Source organism: Methylorubrum salsuginis, assembly GCF_900114375.1.
GTDB classification, from domain to species: Bacteria; Pseudomonadota; Alphaproteobacteria; order Rhizobiales; family Beijerinckiaceae; genus Methylobacterium; species Methylobacterium salsuginis.
Genome location: NZ_FOSV01000009.1, coordinates 50,267 through 65,544, shown reverse-complemented (window position 1 = coordinate 65,544; position 15,278 = coordinate 50,267). Strand labels below are relative to the sequence as shown.

Annotated in this window: 13 protein-coding genes; 7 read left to right on the top strand and 6 right to left on the bottom strand. The window is 72.3% G+C overall.

Going from position 1 to position 15,278, the window contains the following annotated elements; translation table 11 throughout:
* Positions 1–22 precede the first annotated feature (22 nt).
* The 4 genes from BM140_RS12420 to BM140_RS12400 form a co-directional block, all read right to left on the bottom strand.
* A complete protein-coding gene (locus BM140_RS12420; protein WP_244535409.1) occupies positions 23–358 on the bottom strand; it encodes a hypothetical protein in 336 nt (111 codons plus the stop codon).
* Between the two features lie 83 nt (positions 359–441).
* The gene (locus tag BM140_RS12415) at positions 442–1,116 is read right to left on the bottom strand and encodes a haloacid dehalogenase type II (protein WP_091946320.1); all 675 of its coding nucleotides are present in this window, start codon (positions 1,114–1,116) and stop codon (positions 442–444) included.
* 31 nt (positions 1,117–1,147) lie between these two features.
* Positions 1,148–2,677, bottom strand: coding sequence for a murein biosynthesis integral membrane protein MurJ (gene murJ, locus BM140_RS12410; protein ID WP_091946317.1), 1,530 nt, complete (start codon positions 2,675–2,677; stop codon positions 1,148–1,150).
* A 329-nt stretch (positions 2,678–3,006) separates the two neighbouring features.
* Complete coding sequence (locus BM140_RS12400) at positions 3,007–3,606, bottom strand: superoxide dismutase (RefSeq protein WP_091946307.1); 600 nt, start codon at positions 3,604–3,606, stop codon at positions 3,007–3,009.
* A gap of 253 nt (positions 3,607–3,859) precedes the next feature.
* On the opposite strand from BM140_RS12400, the gene BM140_RS12395 reads away from it, so the two are divergent.
* On the top strand, positions 3,860–4,741 hold the full coding sequence (locus tag BM140_RS12395) for a hypothetical protein (RefSeq protein ID WP_091946304.1): 882 nt from the start codon (positions 3,860–3,862) through the stop codon (positions 4,739–4,741).
* Positions 4,742–5,056: 315 nt separating this feature from the next.
* Here the strand turns inward: BM140_RS12395 and BM140_RS12390 are convergent, their stop codons facing one another.
* Positions 5,057–5,620, bottom strand: a complete 564-nt coding sequence (locus tag BM140_RS12390; RefSeq protein ID WP_091946301.1) for an AprI/Inh family metalloprotease inhibitor — start codon at positions 5,618–5,620, stop codon at positions 5,057–5,059.
* A 283-nt stretch (positions 5,621–5,903) separates the two neighbouring features.
* Here BM140_RS12390 and BM140_RS12385 point away from each other — a divergent pair, with 283 nt between their 5' ends.
* From BM140_RS12385 to BM140_RS12365, 5 genes are all read left to right on the top strand, one after another.
* The gene (locus tag BM140_RS12385) at positions 5,904–6,725 is read left to right on the top strand and encodes a thermonuclease family protein (RefSeq protein ID WP_244535408.1); all 822 of its coding nucleotides are present in this window, start codon (positions 5,904–5,906) and stop codon (positions 6,723–6,725) included.
* A 5-nt stretch (positions 6,726–6,730) separates the two neighbouring features.
* A complete protein-coding gene (locus tag BM140_RS12380) occupies positions 6,731–8,227 on the top strand; it encodes a M48 family metalloprotease (protein ID WP_091946297.1) in 1,497 nt (498 codons plus the stop codon).
* A 45-nt stretch (positions 8,228–8,272) separates the two neighbouring features.
* Positions 8,273–9,175 carry a glycosyltransferase family protein gene (locus BM140_RS12375; RefSeq protein WP_091946294.1) on the top strand — a complete coding sequence of 301 codons (903 nt, stop codon included), beginning with the start codon at positions 8,273–8,275 and terminating at the stop codon, positions 9,173–9,175.
* Positions 9,172–10,101 (top strand): glycosyltransferase family 2 protein, encoded by a 930-nt coding sequence (locus BM140_RS12370; protein ID WP_091946291.1) that lies wholly within the window; start codon positions 9,172–9,174, stop codon positions 10,099–10,101. The genes BM140_RS12375 and BM140_RS12370 overlap by 4 nt, the downstream gene beginning before the upstream one ends.
* A gap of 85 nt (positions 10,102–10,186) precedes the next feature.
* Complete coding sequence (locus BM140_RS12365; RefSeq protein WP_091946288.1) at positions 10,187–11,920, top strand: sensor histidine kinase; 1,734 nt, start codon at positions 10,187–10,189, stop codon at positions 11,918–11,920.
* A gap of 157 nt (positions 11,921–12,077) precedes the next feature.
* Here BM140_RS12365 and BM140_RS12360 read toward each other — a convergent pair whose 3' ends face one another.
* Positions 12,078–13,889, bottom strand: coding sequence for an outer membrane beta-barrel protein (locus BM140_RS12360; protein ID WP_244535407.1), 1,812 nt, complete (start codon positions 13,887–13,889; stop codon positions 12,078–12,080).
* A 292-nt stretch (positions 13,890–14,181) separates the two neighbouring features.
* On the opposite strand from BM140_RS12360, the gene BM140_RS12355 reads away from it, so the two are divergent.
* A complete protein-coding gene (locus tag BM140_RS12355; RefSeq protein ID WP_091946282.1) occupies positions 14,182–15,201 on the top strand; it encodes a KpsF/GutQ family sugar-phosphate isomerase in 1,020 nt (339 codons plus the stop codon).
* The last annotated feature ends 77 nt before the right edge of the window (positions 15,202–15,278 follow it).

Sequence of the window (15,278 nt, the reverse complement as noted above, 5' to 3'; positions counted from 1 at the left end):
CGGACGCCCTCCCGCATCGGCCTTATTCGCAGACTTCGACGCTCTTGTAGGTGAACTCGATGTCGTTGAGCCACTGCTTGCGGCGCTCGTAGTGGCAGATCGGGCCGCGGCGCGGCGGTGGGGCGACGTAGACCGGGCCTTCCTCGACATAGACCGGGCGCGGGGCCGGGCCGGGCGGCGGGGGCGGGGCGCTGTTGAGGAGCGCACCGAGGGCCAGGCCGCCGACGACACCGGCGGCGGCGCCGCCGATCAGGGCGCCGTTGCGGCCGTCACGGGCCGAGGCCGGCGCGGTGGAGACGAGGGCTGCGGCGAGGAGCGCCGCGCAAACGCCCTTCCGGGCAAGGACGGAAACGGACACGGGACCAAGAACCTCCAGGGGACGCTCCCGTAAAATGCCACCCGCGTGCTTAAGGATTGGCGAACGCCGGCGGAGGCGTCCGTTCACACGAGCGTGTCGAGGCTCTTCACGACGAGGCGGGGCGTCAGATCTGGGTATTCGTCGGGGTGGTCGGTGCGGTTGACCCAGACCGCGTCGAAACCGAAGGCGGCGGCGCCCGCGATATCCCAGCGGTTGGAGGAGAAGAACAATACGCCCTCGCGGGCGGCCCCGAGCCGGTCGAGCACCAGTCGGTAGGCGGCCGGTGCCGTCTTGAAGGTGCGGACGGGGTCCACCGACAGCACCGCGTCGAGCCGCTCGGCCAGCCCGGCGGAGGCGACCGCCCGCGCCAGCATCGTGGCGTCGCCGTTGGAGAACACGGCGGTTTGCAGGCCCGCCTCGCGCAGGCGCGCCAGAACACCCGGAACCTCGGCGTAGGCATCGAGATCGCGATAGGCGTCGAGCAGCGTTTCGCGCAGCGTGGGGTTCACGTCCGGGTGCTTGGCCAGGGCGAAGTCGAGGGCGCGCTCGGTCAGCGTCCAGAACGCTTCGTAGCGGCCCATCAACCCGATCACCCAGCTGTATTCGAGCTGCTTGGTGCGCCACATCTCCGAGAACGCCTGCGCCTTCGGACCGATGGCTCCGGCGTGGCGGGCGACCGCCGAATGCACGTCGAACAGCGTGCCGTAGGCGTCGAACACGGCGTGGGTCTTGCCGGCGAGGAGGTCGGAGCGTGTCATGCCGCTCACCTGTGGCATGGATGGCGCGCGGCTACCTGCGGCGCAGGCGCACGCCGAACAGGCGCAGGCCCGCCAGCAGGGCGCCGCCATAGGCCAGAGCGCCGACGGCGCCGATCAGCGCCAGCACCGCGATCTCGCGGAAATGGGGGAGGGCGGGCACGAACCACTCGGCCAGCGGCAGGCCGTAGACCGCGAGGCCGGCGAGCCCGAGGCTCGCGGCGGCCACCACCGCCACAATGACGAGGAGCGGGCGCCCCGGTGCGGTCCAGCCGCGCTTGAGCGCGAGCGCGTAGAGCAGGCCGAGATTGATCCAGGCGCCGATGGCGGTGGCGAGCGCGAGGCCCGCGACGCCGTAGGGACCGGTCAGCACGAGCTTGAGCGCGACGTTGACCGCAATGCCGGTGAGCGAGGCGTAGAGCGGCGTTTTCGTGTCCTGCCGGGCGTAGAAGCTCGCCAGAGCCGACCGCACCAGCACCGCCGCCGGCAGGGCCAGCCCGTAGGCGGCGAGCACTGCCGCCGAGCGGGCCGCGTCCTCGGCGGTGAAGGCGCCACGCTGGAACAGGGCCGCCATGATCGACCCCGGCAGGGTCAGGAAGGCCACCGCGAAGGGGGCCGACAGCGCGAGCGAGAATCCCGCCGCCCGGTTCTGCGCCGCATGCGCGCCCTCCACGTCTCCGGCGGCGAGCCGGCGGCTCATCTCGGGCAACAGCACGGTGCCGGCCGCGATGGCGATGACGCCGAAGGGGAGCTGATAGAGCCGGTCCGCGTAGTAGAGCGCCGAGACCGCCCCGACCGGCAGAAAGCTCGCGATGATGGTGTCGGCGAAGGACGCGATCTGGAACCCGGCCGAGCCGATCACCGCGGGGCCGAGCACCTTGAAGAAGCGGACCATGTCGGGGTCGCGGAAGCTGGGGCGCATCAGCCGCGGCGCGTAGGCCCCGCGGCGGGCAGCCCACCAGACGAGGGCGAATTGCAGCACGCCCGACACCGACACGCCCCAGGCGGCGGCGTAGGCCGCGTTCGGGAACAGAAAGGCCAGAGCCAGCGCCACCAGCATCGCGAGGTTGAGCAGCACCGGCGCGCCCGCGGCGGCGGCGAAACGGCGATGCGCGTTCAGGATGCCGGAGAACAGCGTCACCAGCGTCATGAACAGCAGGTAGGGGAAGGTGATCCGGGTGAGATCGACGGCGAGCGAAAACCGCTCGGCATCCTCGGAAAAGCCCGGCGCCAGGGCGCGCACCACCCAGGGCATCGCGGGTAGCGCCAGAGCCAGCAGGCCCACCTGCACCAGCAGCATCAGGGTGAAGACGCGATCCGCAAACCGTTGCGCGGCGCCGGCCTCGCCTGCCTCCTCGAGCCGCGCATAGGCCGGCACGAAGGCGGTGTTGAACGCCCCCTCGCCGAAGATCGCGCGAAAGTGGTTCGGTAGGCGGAAGGCGACGACGAAGGCGTCGGCGACGGGTCCTGCCCCCATCACGGCCGCCGTCACCACGTCGCGGGCGAACCCGGTGACCCGCGAGACCAGCGTCCAGCCGCCGACGGAGAGGATCGAGCGGATCATTTTTTTCTCTTTTCGGACCGATCCCGTACGACCGCGGAAAAGGCTCCGCCGCCGGACCCGGCTCTCCCACCCGCACCCTCATCCTGAGGTGCCGCAGCACAGCGGAGGCCTCGAAGGAGGGCTCCAGAAGTCTCAGCGGTCCCTGGAGCCCTCCTTCGAGGCCGCTGACGCGGCACCTCAGGATGAGGGTGTGGGTGGGATGAAAGCCCGACCGACGAGTACGGCGCGGGTCCGCGCCGGGGCAATGACCGCCGCGCCACGCCGGGCACGAAAAGGGCCGCCCCATCGGCGATGGGGCGGCCCGGACATCACGTGTCAGAAAAAGCCGATCAGGCCTTCGCCTCGCCGTACAGCTTCTCGACATACTCCCAATTCACGAGGTTCTCGACGAACGCCTTGAGGTAGTCGGGCCGGCGGTTGCGGTAGTCGATGTAGTAGGAGTGCTCCCACACGTCGACGCCGAGGATCGGGGTGGCGCCGTGGACCAGCGGGTTCTCGCCGTTGGGGGTCTTCATGATGGCGAGCTTGCCGTCCTTGACCGCGAGCCACGCCCAGCCTGAGCCGAACTGGCCGATGCCGGCCTGGATGAAGTCGGCCTTGAACTTCTCGTAGCCGCCGAGATCCTCGTCGATCTTGGAGGCGAGCGCCTGCGGGGGCTGGCCGCCGCCGTTGGGCTTCATCCAGTTCCAGAAATGGAGGTGGTTGAAGTGCTGGCCGGCGTTGTTGAACAGCGCCTGGTTCGTGCCGTAGCTCGCCTTGACGATCTCCTCGACGCTCTTGCCGGCGAGATCGGTGCCTTCGAGCAGCTTGTTGCCCGTGTCGACGTAGGCCTTGTGGTGCTTGTCGTGGTGGAACTCGAGGGTCTCCTTCGACATGTAGGGCCCCAGCGCGTCGTAGGCGTAGGGCAGCTCCGGCAGGGTGAACGTCATCGGGGTCTCCTGGTTATCCGGGCCTCGCGGGCACGGGACCTGTGTGGCGCGCCCGAGGGCGGGCCGGCGAGGCGACGGCCGGTAGGTAAGTCGGTCGCCCCGGCTCGGCAACGCTGCGAACTGTGCGCAAAGGGGGGCAAAGCCGCGGAAACGCCCGATTTCCCCGTGCAACGTCGGCGGCGAATTTTGCAATGCCGGTTCCGGGGGTTATCCTGTCCGCTCCCGCCGCCCGCGACAGTCAGTCGAGAGTACCATGGTCGTCGCGCTGCTCGCGCTCAGTCTCGTCATGATCCTCGGCGGCATCGCCGCCGTGGTCCAGGGCTTTCCCTACGTACGGCTGGAGAGCGGACTCGCCATGGTGATCGGCGGCTCGACCGCGGCATCCGCCGGGGTGATCCTGCTCGGCCTGTCGGCGGTGGTGGATCGGCTGCGCCGGGTGCAGCGCGCCGTCATCCGCCTGCGCGAGGAGGGGTTCCGCCAACAGGGCGCCGTTCCGGTGCCGCCCACGGCCGACGCCGCACCGTGGCTCGCCGCCCCGAGCGATCCGGTGCTCGCGGCGCCGTCCGTCGAGCCGCCCTCGGCGGGAGCGTTGGCGGGAACCGCAGGGCTCGCGGGGCTCGGCCTCGGCGCGATCCGTCCGGGCGGGCGCGGCACCGAGCCGGTGTTCGAGGATCCCGAGCCCGCGGCCGGGAGCCGGACGGAGGCGGAGCCGTTGCTGCCCGATCTCCTGCCGGAGGAGCCGCCTCGTCGCGAGGGGGAGGACGACGCCCTGTTCGCCGCCCCGGCGGCGGAGTCCGAGCCGAGCCTGGCCGTCGCCGAGGGCATCGGCCTGCGCCCCGCCCTCGATCTGACCCCCGAGCCGCCTGCGCCGGAACCGGAGCCGGAACCCGCTCCGGTTTCCGAACCGGCGGCGGCGGCGAGCGCGGAGACGGAGCACGAGGCAGAGCCCGAGCCGGCAGCGGAGCCGGAACGCCATGCGGTCGGCAGCTACGCGTCGGGCGCCAACACCTACGTAATGTTCTCCGACGGCTCGATCGAGGCCGACACGCCGCGGGGCCGCTTCACCTTCGGCTCCCTCGACGAGTTGAAGAGCTTCGTGAATGCGGGCGGCGAGGAGGCGCGGGGAGCGGCCTGACGGGCCGTCCCGTCGTTCCCCGCCCGCGCCCGTCCCGGGACCGGGCTTGAGGACGGTATTCTAAAACTCCTGTGGCGCGCGGCTCTTCTCGAAAGCCGCTGCGTCCTTCGGGCCCGACGATCGAGACGGATGGCCCCGCCGCCCCGGGAACCTCGAACCGGTTCCGGGCGCGCAGGAACGTCGGTCGCGCCGGCCTCCGGCTTGAGCATCGTCCCGAAAGGTGGTTTCCGGCTTTCGGAAAAAGACGATGCGGCCCAAGAACGGAGAGCATCGGCTGTCTTCCGAAAGCCGATGGCCACCTTTCGGACCGATGCTCTAACGTGCCAGGGCGAGCTGTGCGCCCGACTTCGACAAGGCGCCGTCGAGGCTGCCGCCGGACTGTCGCAGGCGCGCCGTGACGGTGCCGCCGGGCTGATAGAGGTAGACCTCGCCGTCTCGAAAATCCCACGCCGAAACCTTGGCGAGATCCTTGTTGGCGCAGCCCGAGGTCGAGGCCTTGTACAGGTCGAGGGCGGGCGCGCTGGACAGCGAGACCTTGCAGCTGCCGGTGGCATCGGTGGCGTTCCACGAACCCACCACCGAGGAGCGGCCGGTGGCGACGACGGGCGCCGGGGCGGGCGGCGGCGGCAGCGGCTCGGGCTCCAGGGCCGGGGAGGGGGCTGCGGCCACGCTCGGCGGCGCATCGACCGGGGCGGCGCTGGCGCCGGGCGGCGGCGCGAGCGGCTCGCTCGTCACCCGGCCCGAGGGCAGGGCCGGCGTGGCGGGCTCCAGGGCGGCCTGCGGGCGCGGCCGCGGACTGTCGAAGCGCGACGTGCCGCAGGCGCCGAGGCTCGCTGCGAGCGCGAGACAGGCTGTGGTCGAGAGCAACCCGCGCGGCATCGAGATCCCTTACTTCCTTGGCGAACCTGCGGCTCCCGTCGCGGCCAAATGCGATGGCGGCAAGGCGCCCGGGACAAGCGGGGCGGGAAAAGCGGAGCCTTGACCGGATTTCGGACCGGTGTGGCGGGAGGGCCTCACCCGACGCAGCGGGCGCGCGCCGAGTGTGGCGAACCCGCCGCAGGGTTGCCGAATCCGCCGGAACGGGATCCTCGGCCCCGATCCCGGCACGATCCGCCGCAATCCTGGCCTCCGCTTCCGACGAGGCCGACCCGAGACGCGCGCCGTGATCCCAACGCCCGCCATCGCGCCGACACTCAACCGCCCCGCCCGCCGGGGCGGCGCCCTGTGGCTGCTCGCCGCCTGCGGGGCGCTGCCGTTCTCCGCCCATGCGGACGAAGCCTGCCGCGCCGGCACGGCGCGGGCCGACCGGCTCGCCGGACTGGGCCTGCGCGGCGAACTCGTCCTCGCCTCCGGGGCGCGCGCCGTGCTGTCGGATCTGCGCTGGCCCGACGAACCGGAGGCGGATGCCGCGGCCCGCGCCTGGCTTCTGTCGTTCCGCGATACGCCGCTCGCCCTGACCGAGCGCGGCAGCGAGGACCGCTGGGGCCGCCGCCGGGCCGATGTCGTGACGGAGGGCGCGGAGCCGACGGATCTGGCCGGCGGCCTGATCGCGGCGGGCCTCGCCCAGGCCGATCCCGGCGAGGCGGATGCCCTGTGCCGCCCGTCCCTGAGGGCGCTGGAGGCGGTGCCCCGCGCGGCCGGGCTCGGCCTCTGGAAGGCGGGTCCCATCGAGGCCACGGACGCCGCCGCGCTCACCGCGCGGGCCGGGCGATTCGCCGTCGTCGAGGGGCGCATCCTGCATGTCGGGGAGCGCAGCGCGCGCACGTATCTGGACTTCGCCCCGCGTGGGATGCAGGGCCTCACGGTCATCGTGCAGAAACGCACTTGGCGCGGGATGGCCGAACATGGTTTGTCTACGGCCACGCTAAGGGGGCGCCTCGTGCGCATCCGCGGTACGGTCGAGATGCGGCGGGGTCCGGTGATCGACTTGGATACCCGGGACGCGATCGAGGTGGTCGAGGGGGAGCGGGCGCTGCGGCGCTGAACGGCATGACGGGGCATCGGCACATCGGATCGGTGCGGCGGGGCGCTTGCGCGCGGCTGCTCGCGGGGCTTGCCGGGAGTGCCGCGCTCGCGGCCCTGCTCTCGGCCTGTGCCGGCGATCAGACCGGTAGCGTCATCACGCCCGCGGTCATCAAGGTGCCGGAGCAGGCGCCCAAGACCACCGGCCGCGCCCGCACCGGCGATGACGCCGATCACGCCAAGCTCGTGGCCTCCTTCGGCGGCGAGTACCGGTCGCCCGCCGCCCTGAAGCTTCTCACCGAGGTGACCGAGCGGCTGGTGAAGGCGAGCGAGCGGCCCGACGAGGCCTATGCGGTGACGCTGCTCGATTCGCCCGTCGTCAACGCCTTCGCGCTCCCGAGCGGCCGGCTCTACGTCACTCGAGGCCTGCTGGCGCTCGCCACCGACACCTCGGAAGTCGCGGCGGTGCTCGCCCACGAGATCGCCCACGTGACGCTCCGCCACGCCACCGCCCGCAGCGAGATGGCGCTCCGCTCGCAGCTCGTCAGCCGGGTCGTGGCCGACGTGCTGAACGATCCGGTGACGGGGGCGCAGCTCGAGAACCAGTCGAAGTTCACGCTCGCCCGCTTCTCCCGCGAGCAGGAATTCGAGGCCGATACCAGCGGCGTGCGGGTGCTGGCCCAGGCCGGCTACGATCCGTTCGGCGCGAGCCGCTTCCTGGAGGCGCTCAACCGCACCCTGGCGCTCAAGTCCGGCACCGGCACGGCGAGCGAGCCCGACATGCTGGCGACGCATCCGGCCACCACCGAGCGGATCGCGCTCGTCACCCGCGCGGCCCGGCGCATCGGCGCCCCCGGCCTCGGCGTGGACGAGCGCGCCCGCTACCTCGCGGCCATCGACGGGGTCGCCTACGGCGACAACCCCGGCGAGGGCATGGTGCGCGCCCGCCGCTTCCTGCATCCGGGCCTGCGCATCGCCTTCGAGGTGCCCGACGCCTTTACAATCGAGAACACCCGCAACGCCGTGCTCGGCACCACGCCGGAGGGCAGCCGCCGCCTGCTGTTCGATCAGGTCGAGGCCAGCGCCGACCGCGGCCTGGAGGACGTGCTGCGCGCCACATGGAACGACGGCATCGATGCCGGTTCGGTGGAGAACCGCATCGTCGGCGGCAACCCGGCGGTCACCGCCCTGTCGAAGGGCAAGGACTGGACCTTCCGCCTCGCGGCGATCCGCGTCGGCGAGACCACCTATCGCATGATCATGGCGGCCAAGGGCGCGACCGATCCCGATCCGGCCTTCCGCCGCTGGATCGAGAGTCTGCGCCCGCTCGAGCCCGAGGAGGCCGCCAGCCTCAAGCCCGCCCATCTGCGCCTCGTCACCGCCGCGCCGGGCGACACGGTGGAGAGCCTGTCCCGCCGCATGATCGTGCCGGACCGCGCCGCCGAGCGCTTCCTCGTGCTGAACGGGCTGGAACGCGGGGCGAGCGTGAAGCCGGGGCAGAGCTACAAGCTGGTGGTGGAATAGGCGCACGGCTTGCTCCGTCGGCGCCTCCTGTCCTAGGCCATCCCGGTGACGCCCTCCGCCCCCACCCACGACACCGCCGTCGCGGTCGTGTTCTTCCGCCCGACTTCCGCGCAGGTGGCGCGGATCGTCGAGCGCTTTTCCGGGCACCTATCGGTCTTCGTCTACGACAACGGCGGCCTCCCGGCCGATGCGCTGGCGCGGCTCGATGCGGCGGGCGTGACGCGTCTGGGGGAAGGCCGCAACGACGGCATCGGCGCCGCCCTCGACCGGCTGTGCGAGGCCGCCGCCGCCGCGGGATACGCTCGCGTGTTCCTGCTCGATCAGGACGCCGACACCACCCCCGAGACGGCTCACGCGCTCGGCCTCGCCCTCGACCGCCTCGCTGCCGTGACCCCGCCGCCCGCGCTCGTCGGCCCGGCGCCCGCGCCGAACCCCGGCCACAAGGCGCCGCGCTATCCGCTCCGCCCGGGCATCACGCCCCACGGCGCCCTGCTGCCGGTGGAGTTCCTGGCGACCTCCGGCTCACTCATCGATCTCGCGACGTTCCAAAAGATAGGCCCGTTCCGCGAGGACTTCTTCATCGACGCGGTCGATCTCGAATGGTGTTTTCGCGCGTGGAGTCGGGGTTTTTCCTGCTGGATGGACCCGGCCACCGCGATCCCCCACAGCGTCGGCCGCGGCACGATCCGCGCCCGCTTCCTGCCGCTGGCGATGCCCGACCAGCCGTCGTTCCGCATGGCGGTCTACCTGCGCAACACCGCCTATAGCTGGCGCCTGCCGCATGTGCCGGCCCGGTGGAAGCTCAAGCAGATGGCCTATCTGCCGGCGCAGATCGGGCTCCACTGGGCCCATCACGGCTACCGCCCCGCCCTCCTCGCGCGCCTCCTGTCGGCCGTCGCCGACGGCCTGCGCGGGCGGCTCGGGCGCCCTGCGGACGCTCCCCCGTGACCCCGCTCGACGTCGTCATCGTCAACTGGAACGCCGGTCCGCAGCTCGCCGCCTGCCTGTCGAGCCTCGCCGCCTGCGCCGACGCGGCGGCGCTGCGCGTCGTCGTGGTGGACAACGCCTCCACCGACGGCTCGGCCGAGGGACCGGAGCGGCCGGGGCTTCAAGTCACCGTGCTGCGCAATTCCGAAAACCTCGGCTTCGCCCGCGCCTGCAACCAGGGGGCGGCCGCCGGCTCGGCGGATGCGATCCTGTTCCTCAACCCCGACACCGAGGTGAGCCGGGACGGGATCGGGCAGGCCCGCGCGGTGCTGGAGGCGAATTCCCGCACCGGCATCGTCGGCGCGCGCCTCGTGGACGAGGACGGCGCGACCCATCGCACCTGCGCACGCACGCCCACCGCCTTCAGCCTCGTCGCCCACACCCTGTTTCTCGATCGGCTCCTGCCGGTGCGCATCCCTCCGCATTTCCGGCTCGACTGGGACCACGCCGACACGCGCCCCGTGGACGCCGTGATGGGTGCGTTCCTGATGATCCGCCGCCCGCTCTTCGCCCGACTCGGCGGCTTCGACGAGCGCTTCTTCGTCTACTGGGAGGATGCCGACCTCTGCACCCGGACGGGTCGGGCCGGCTTTGCCGTGTGCCATGCCGCACGGGCCGTGATCCGCCATCGCGGCCAGGGGACGACCGAGGGCGTGAAGGACCGGCGGCTGTTCTACTTCCTGCGCGCCCAGGCGCTCTACGCACAGAAGCATCACGGCACGGCCGCCCTCCTCGGCGTCCTCGCGGCGGCGTTCACGGTCAACCTGCCGGTTCGCCTCGCTCGGGCGCTGCTGCGGGGCGGCCCCGGCGAGGCCGGCGCGGTGCTGCGCGCGACGCGCTGGCTCGCGGGTGCTTCACCCAAGCTGTTGACCCGGCGGCCAAGTTAGGGCTTGCCTCCGCCGTGGCCTTGCCGGTCGCCGCGCCCTCGGCCATGCTGAAGGGAGCGGCCCGGGCTGCTGAACGGGGAACGGATTGCTCGAACGGGCGGACCAGGGCTCTCGATCGCCGGATGTCTCGCCCGGCCTGTACCGGGCTGCCTTCGATGCCGCCCCGGTCGGTCTCGCCATCCTCTCGCCCGACGGCCGCACCATCCGCGCCGCCAACCCACGCCTGTGCGGCTGGCTCGGGCACCCGCCCGGCGCCCTCGACGGGCGGGCCGCCGCCACCGTGCTGGACAGCGGGCAGACGATCGAGCCCGGCATCCGCCGCTGGCGCCGGGCCGACGGCGGCGGCATCGACCTGCGCCTGTCCCTCTCGGAGGAAGCGGGCGGCGAGACGGTGGCGGTGGCCGAGGAGGTCGATGCCGACGAGCTGGTCCGGGCCGAGCAGAACCGCGACGCGCTGACCGCCGCGGGCCTCGGCGAATGGCGCTGGGACCTCACCACCGGCGAGATGGCCTTCTCCCGCCGCGCCGCGCAGATTTTGGGCTACGCCCCCGGCCGCTCGGTCACCTGGGCGGCGATGCGCGGGCGGATCGATCCGGACGATGCGGAGCGCATCGGCACGGCCGTCTCCGAGGCGATCCGTCAGGGCCGGCCTTACGAATTCCAGACGCGCTTCCGCCGCGCCGCGGACGAGGCCGAGATCTGGATCGGCGCCCGTGGCGAGGCTGTCCTCTCCGGGGACGGCACGCCGGTCGGCATCGTCGGCGTGGTGCAGGACATCACCACCCGGGTCGAAGCCCGCGTCGCCCTCGCCGAGCGTGAGGAGCGGCTGCGGGTCGCCACCACCGTGGCCAATCTCGGCATCTTCGAGTGGCACGTCCTCGACGACAGGGCGACCTGGGAGAACGAGCGGATGTTCGCCCTGTTCGGCCGCCGGCCGGAAGAGGGCAGCATCGGCAAGTCCACCTTCCTCAAGGAGATCCTGCATCCCGACGACCGCCCGGCCTTCCGCCAGGCCATCGTGCGGGCCTTGCGCGACGACACGATCCTCCACGCCACCGGCCGCATCCGCCGCCACGACGACGGCACGTGGCGCACCATCGACATGGCGGGCAAGTTCGAGCGGGGGCGCGCCGGCGCGCTGCCGCGCCGCCTGATCGGGGTCGTGGCCGACGTGACCGACCGGCACCAATCGGAGGAGCGGCGCAGCCTCCTGATCCGCGAGTTGCACCACCGGGTGAAGAACACGCTCGCCACCGTGCAGGCCATCGTCGGCTCGACGGCGCGCACGGCCACCAGCATCGACAGCTTCCACGAGGCCTTCGTCGGCCGCATCAAGTCGCTGGCCCACACCCACAGCGTCCTGACCGAGGCCACCTGGCAGACCGCGCGCCTGCGCGACCTGCTGGCCTCCGAGCTGATGCCCTACGCCGAGAGCGAGACCGAGACCTCGCCGGACCTGCGCATCGCGCTCGACGGTCCCCCGGTCGATCTGCCCTCCGACATCGCCGTGCCGATCGGCATGGCGATCCACGAGCTGACCACCAACGCGGCCAAGTACGGCGCCCTCTCGACCGGCCGCGGGCGCGTCGCCATCACTTGGGACGTCCGCGACGGGAGACTCCACCTCGACTGGCGCGAGAGCGGCGGCCCTCCGGTCGCCCCGCCGACCCGTCAGGGCTTCGGCTCGCGCCTGCTGCAGCGGGTGCTGACGACCCAGGTCCAGGCGACGATCACGACGGATTACGCGCCGGAAGGGTTCCACCTGACGCTCGCCGCGCCGATGCCGGAACGCAACCCGGCCCTCAACCCGCTGGCGTGAGGGCGGGCAACCGTGCCGGAATACCGAGCGGCACGGAACAGGACCGATGGTCCTGTTCCGTGCGTCCGGCGGAGGCCCGCCGCCGCGCCGTCGCGGGGAGCAATCGGCGATGAGTCAGGATCATCGCCGATTGGCATGACACCGCCCGGAAGGGCTTTCAGGGATTCACCCGCACGCCGAGCAGCACGGCGTGCCCCTCGTAGCTCGAATTGGCGCTGGTGCTGTTGAGCGTCGACCAGATGTAGCTGCCGCGGAAGGTGAGCCAGCGGTTGAAGCGGTAATCGAGCCGGGCGAAGACGGAGTAGCCGCGCTCGCGGATCGCGACGCCCTCGTAGGTGGTGGAGAGGTAGGTGCCGCCGAGATTGATCGAGAGGTTGCGGAACAGGTCGTGCTGCACCTCCAGCGACGCCACGTCGGTGAAGGCGCCGCTGGAGCCCGGTACGGCCGTCTCGATCACGCCGGTCTGCTGGTTGAAGCGCACCGTCGTCAGCGGCGAGACCGTCCAGATCAGCGCCGCGCTGACGAGCGGCGCGTCGATCGGCCGGAGCGAACGATCGACGTAGGAGCGGTGCTGCATCCCCGCCGAGACTTCGGCAGTGAGGGCGCGGTTCAGCTCGACGCTGGCGCCGGCCGTGAATGCGATGCCGTCGGAATCGCGCCGCAGCCCGTATTGATCGACCGGCGTGTCGTAGACGCGGGTGTCGATCAGCGTCTCGACGAAGGGCGTGAACGCCGGCGACACCTCGTAGCCCGCCCGCAGCCGCACGCCGTACTGGTTGGCGTCGCGGTCGCTCTGGCGGATCACCGTGCCGTTCGACAGGCGCGCATCCTCGTAGACCTGCCGGTCGAGCGAGCCGCGCAGCGAGAGCTGCAGCCGGTTGAAGGTCTCCTGCACCCCCACCGTCGCGCCGTAGGTCGCGAAGAGCGGGCGGCTCGCGGTCGCGGCGTTGAGGTCGGGGCTGCCGGTGCGCTGGCTGTCGAGCAGGAAGCGCGTCTCCACGTCGATGCGGGTGTCGCGGTTGGCGTCGATCCGCAGCCGCGAGACGCCGACCGCGTTGGGGCGGCTGGCATCCGGGTTGTCCGGATATTCGAGGTAGCTGCCGCGCATCTGGCTGTTGAATTCGGCCTGGGACCAGTCGGAGCGGACCGCCAGTTCCCCCTCGCTGCGCAGGACGAGGGAGGGCTGGGCGGCCCGCGCCGTGGTCTGGTTCGGATTGGTGTCGTAGCCGAGGCTCTGGGTGAAGGCCGGCAGCAGCGTGAAGGTGCCGAGGCGAAACCCGAGCGGCGCATAGGCCGGATCGACGGGTTTCAGGCCGCCCAGTTCGGTGGTGCCGAGCCCGAGGCCGAGCCCCAGCACGCCGACCGGGTTGACGAGGCCGAGCCGTGCGAACGGGATCGGCAGCGGCACGCCGGAGACGGGATTCTGGACCACCGGCGTCAGGCGCAGGTCGGTGGTGCTCTGCTGCGTACGCGCCTGCGTGATCTGCCTGGTCGCCGAGCCGAGCCGGCGCGGCGGCGCCGCCCGCTGGCGCAGCAGCGAGGGCCGGGCGCCGTTGACCGTCGCGCCGCCGGTGGTGCCGGGGGCGGTGCGGAAGCGCGGCAGACGCGAGACGCTCCCATCGCCCGAATCGGTCGATGGCGCGGAAGCGTCGCCCGAGGAGACCGGGGCGCGGGGGCCGAAGAGGCTGGCGCCGGTCGTACCGAGGGTCGACGAGCCCGTGTTCGTGGCGCCCGCGTTCGACGAGCCCGTGTTCGCGGCGCCGAGCCCGGACGCGATCGAGCCGCTGCGCAGGGGCGAACGCGTCTCGATTCCGGAGGTGCGGGGCCCGGCGCGGGCGGGCGCCTCGGCGCCCTCCGCCGGGGCGGCGGACGGATCGGCCGCGGATGGGCCCGCATCCTGGGCGAGAGCCGGGCTGGCGAGCGGTGCCACCACCAGGGCGGCGGCGAGGGCCCAGACGGGGCCTCGCATGACATCACGCGGCGGGGCGAGGCGGCCCGCCCCGGCGCGGCTCGCGCGCTCTCCCGTGATCGGCCGCTCGCGTGTCACCGCCTGCGCTCTTCCCTCGATGCCGTCGGCGGACCCGTCCCACGGGCCCGCCATGGTTAACCGAGCTATACCGGACAGGGTTAACGGCCGGTTTCGGCGCGGTTCGGGGCGGCCTCCGCCCGGCCCGCGCGCGAGACCGAGCGATAGCCCCCTTGCGACCACATTCACGGCTAAGAACGCACGCGAGAGACGAGACGACAGACCGGACCCCCACATGGCCCTTGCCCAGCGGATCGAGGCGACGGACGGCGACGATGCGGCCCACATGTCGGCCGTGGCTTCGGCCCTGCGCACCATCGAGACCGAACGCGAGGGCCTCGCCTGCCTGATGGCGGCGATCGGCAACGGCATGGGGGCGGCCTTCGCGCGTGCCGTGGCGCGGATCGGCGCCGGGCGCGGCCGGGTGATCTGCACCGGCATGGGCAAGTCCGGCCACGTCGCCCGCAAGATCGCCGCGACCATGGCCTCCACCGGCACGCCGGCCCTCTACGTCCACCCGGCCGAGGCGAGCCACGGCGATCTCGGCATGGTCCAACCCGAGGACGTGGTGCTGGCCCTGTCGTGGTCAGGCGAGACCACGGAACTCGCCGACATCATCGGCTACACCCGCCGCTACGGCGTCGCGCTCGTGGCGATCACCTGCAACGCTGGCTCGACGCTCGGCCGCGAGGCCGACATCTGCCTGACGCTGCCGAAGGCCAAGGAAGCCTGTCCCAACGGGCTGGCGCCGACGACCTCGACGGCGATGCAGCTGGCGCTGGGCGACGCGCTGGCCGTGGCGCTGCTCGAGGCCCGCGGCTTCTCGGCCCGCGATTTCTCCGTGTTCCATCCCGGCGGCAAGCTCGGCGCCTCGCTGCGTCAGGTGCGCGAGGTGATGCATGGCGGCGAACGCCTGCCGATCGTGGCGCTCGGCACCCCGATGCGGGCGGCGGTGGCCGAGATCGACGCCAAGGGCTTCGGCTCGGTGCTGGTGACCGATGCCGAGGGGCGGCTCGCCGGCATCGTCACCGACGGCGACGTGCGCCGCGCGATCTTCTTCAAGGACGGCCTCGACGCCCTCGCGGTGGATGCGGTGATGACCCGCAACCCCCGCACGATCACGCCCGAGACCCTGCTGGCGAAAGCCTTGCAGATCCAGGAGGCGATGAAGATCACCGCCCTCGTCGTGGTCGAGGACGGACGCCCCGTGGGCCTCGTGCATTATCACGATCTGTTGCGCACCGGCGTCGCGTAGCGGGCTCGCGCGTTCGAACGGTGAAGGGCCCCTGGCCCCCGCCCTCCGGCACGGTCCCGCTGGGTCGCGACACGCCG

Bases quoted from the DNA above. Each gene is read 5' to 3' on its own strand.
- BM140_RS12380 (WP_091946297.1), top strand. From the start codon at position 6,731: ATGACGGGGCATCGGCACATCGGATCGGTGCGGCGGGGCGCTTGCGCG.
- BM140_RS12390 (WP_091946301.1), bottom strand. From the start codon at position 5,620: ATGCCGCGCGGGTTGCTCTCGACCACAGCCTGTCTCGCGCTCGCAGCG.
- BM140_RS12360 (WP_244535407.1), bottom strand. From the start codon at position 13,889: ATGCGAGGCCCCGTCTGGGCCCTCGCCGCCGCCCTGGTGGTGGCACCG.
- BM140_RS12415 (WP_091946320.1), bottom strand. From the start codon at position 1,116: ATGACACGCTCCGACCTCCTCGCCGGCAAGACCCACGCCGTGTTCGAC.
- BM140_RS12395 (WP_091946304.1), top strand. From the start codon at position 3,860: ATGGTCGTCGCGCTGCTCGCGCTCAGTCTCGTCATGATCCTCGGCGGC.
- murJ (WP_091946317.1), bottom strand. From the start codon at position 2,677: ATGATCCGCTCGATCCTCTCCGTCGGCGGCTGGACGCTGGTCTCGCGG.
- BM140_RS12400 (WP_091946307.1), bottom strand. From the start codon at position 3,606: ATGACGTTCACCCTGCCGGAGCTGCCCTACGCCTACGACGCGCTGGGG.
- BM140_RS12355 (WP_091946282.1), top strand. From the start codon at position 14,182: ATGGCCCTTGCCCAGCGGATCGAGGCGACGGACGGCGACGATGCGGCC.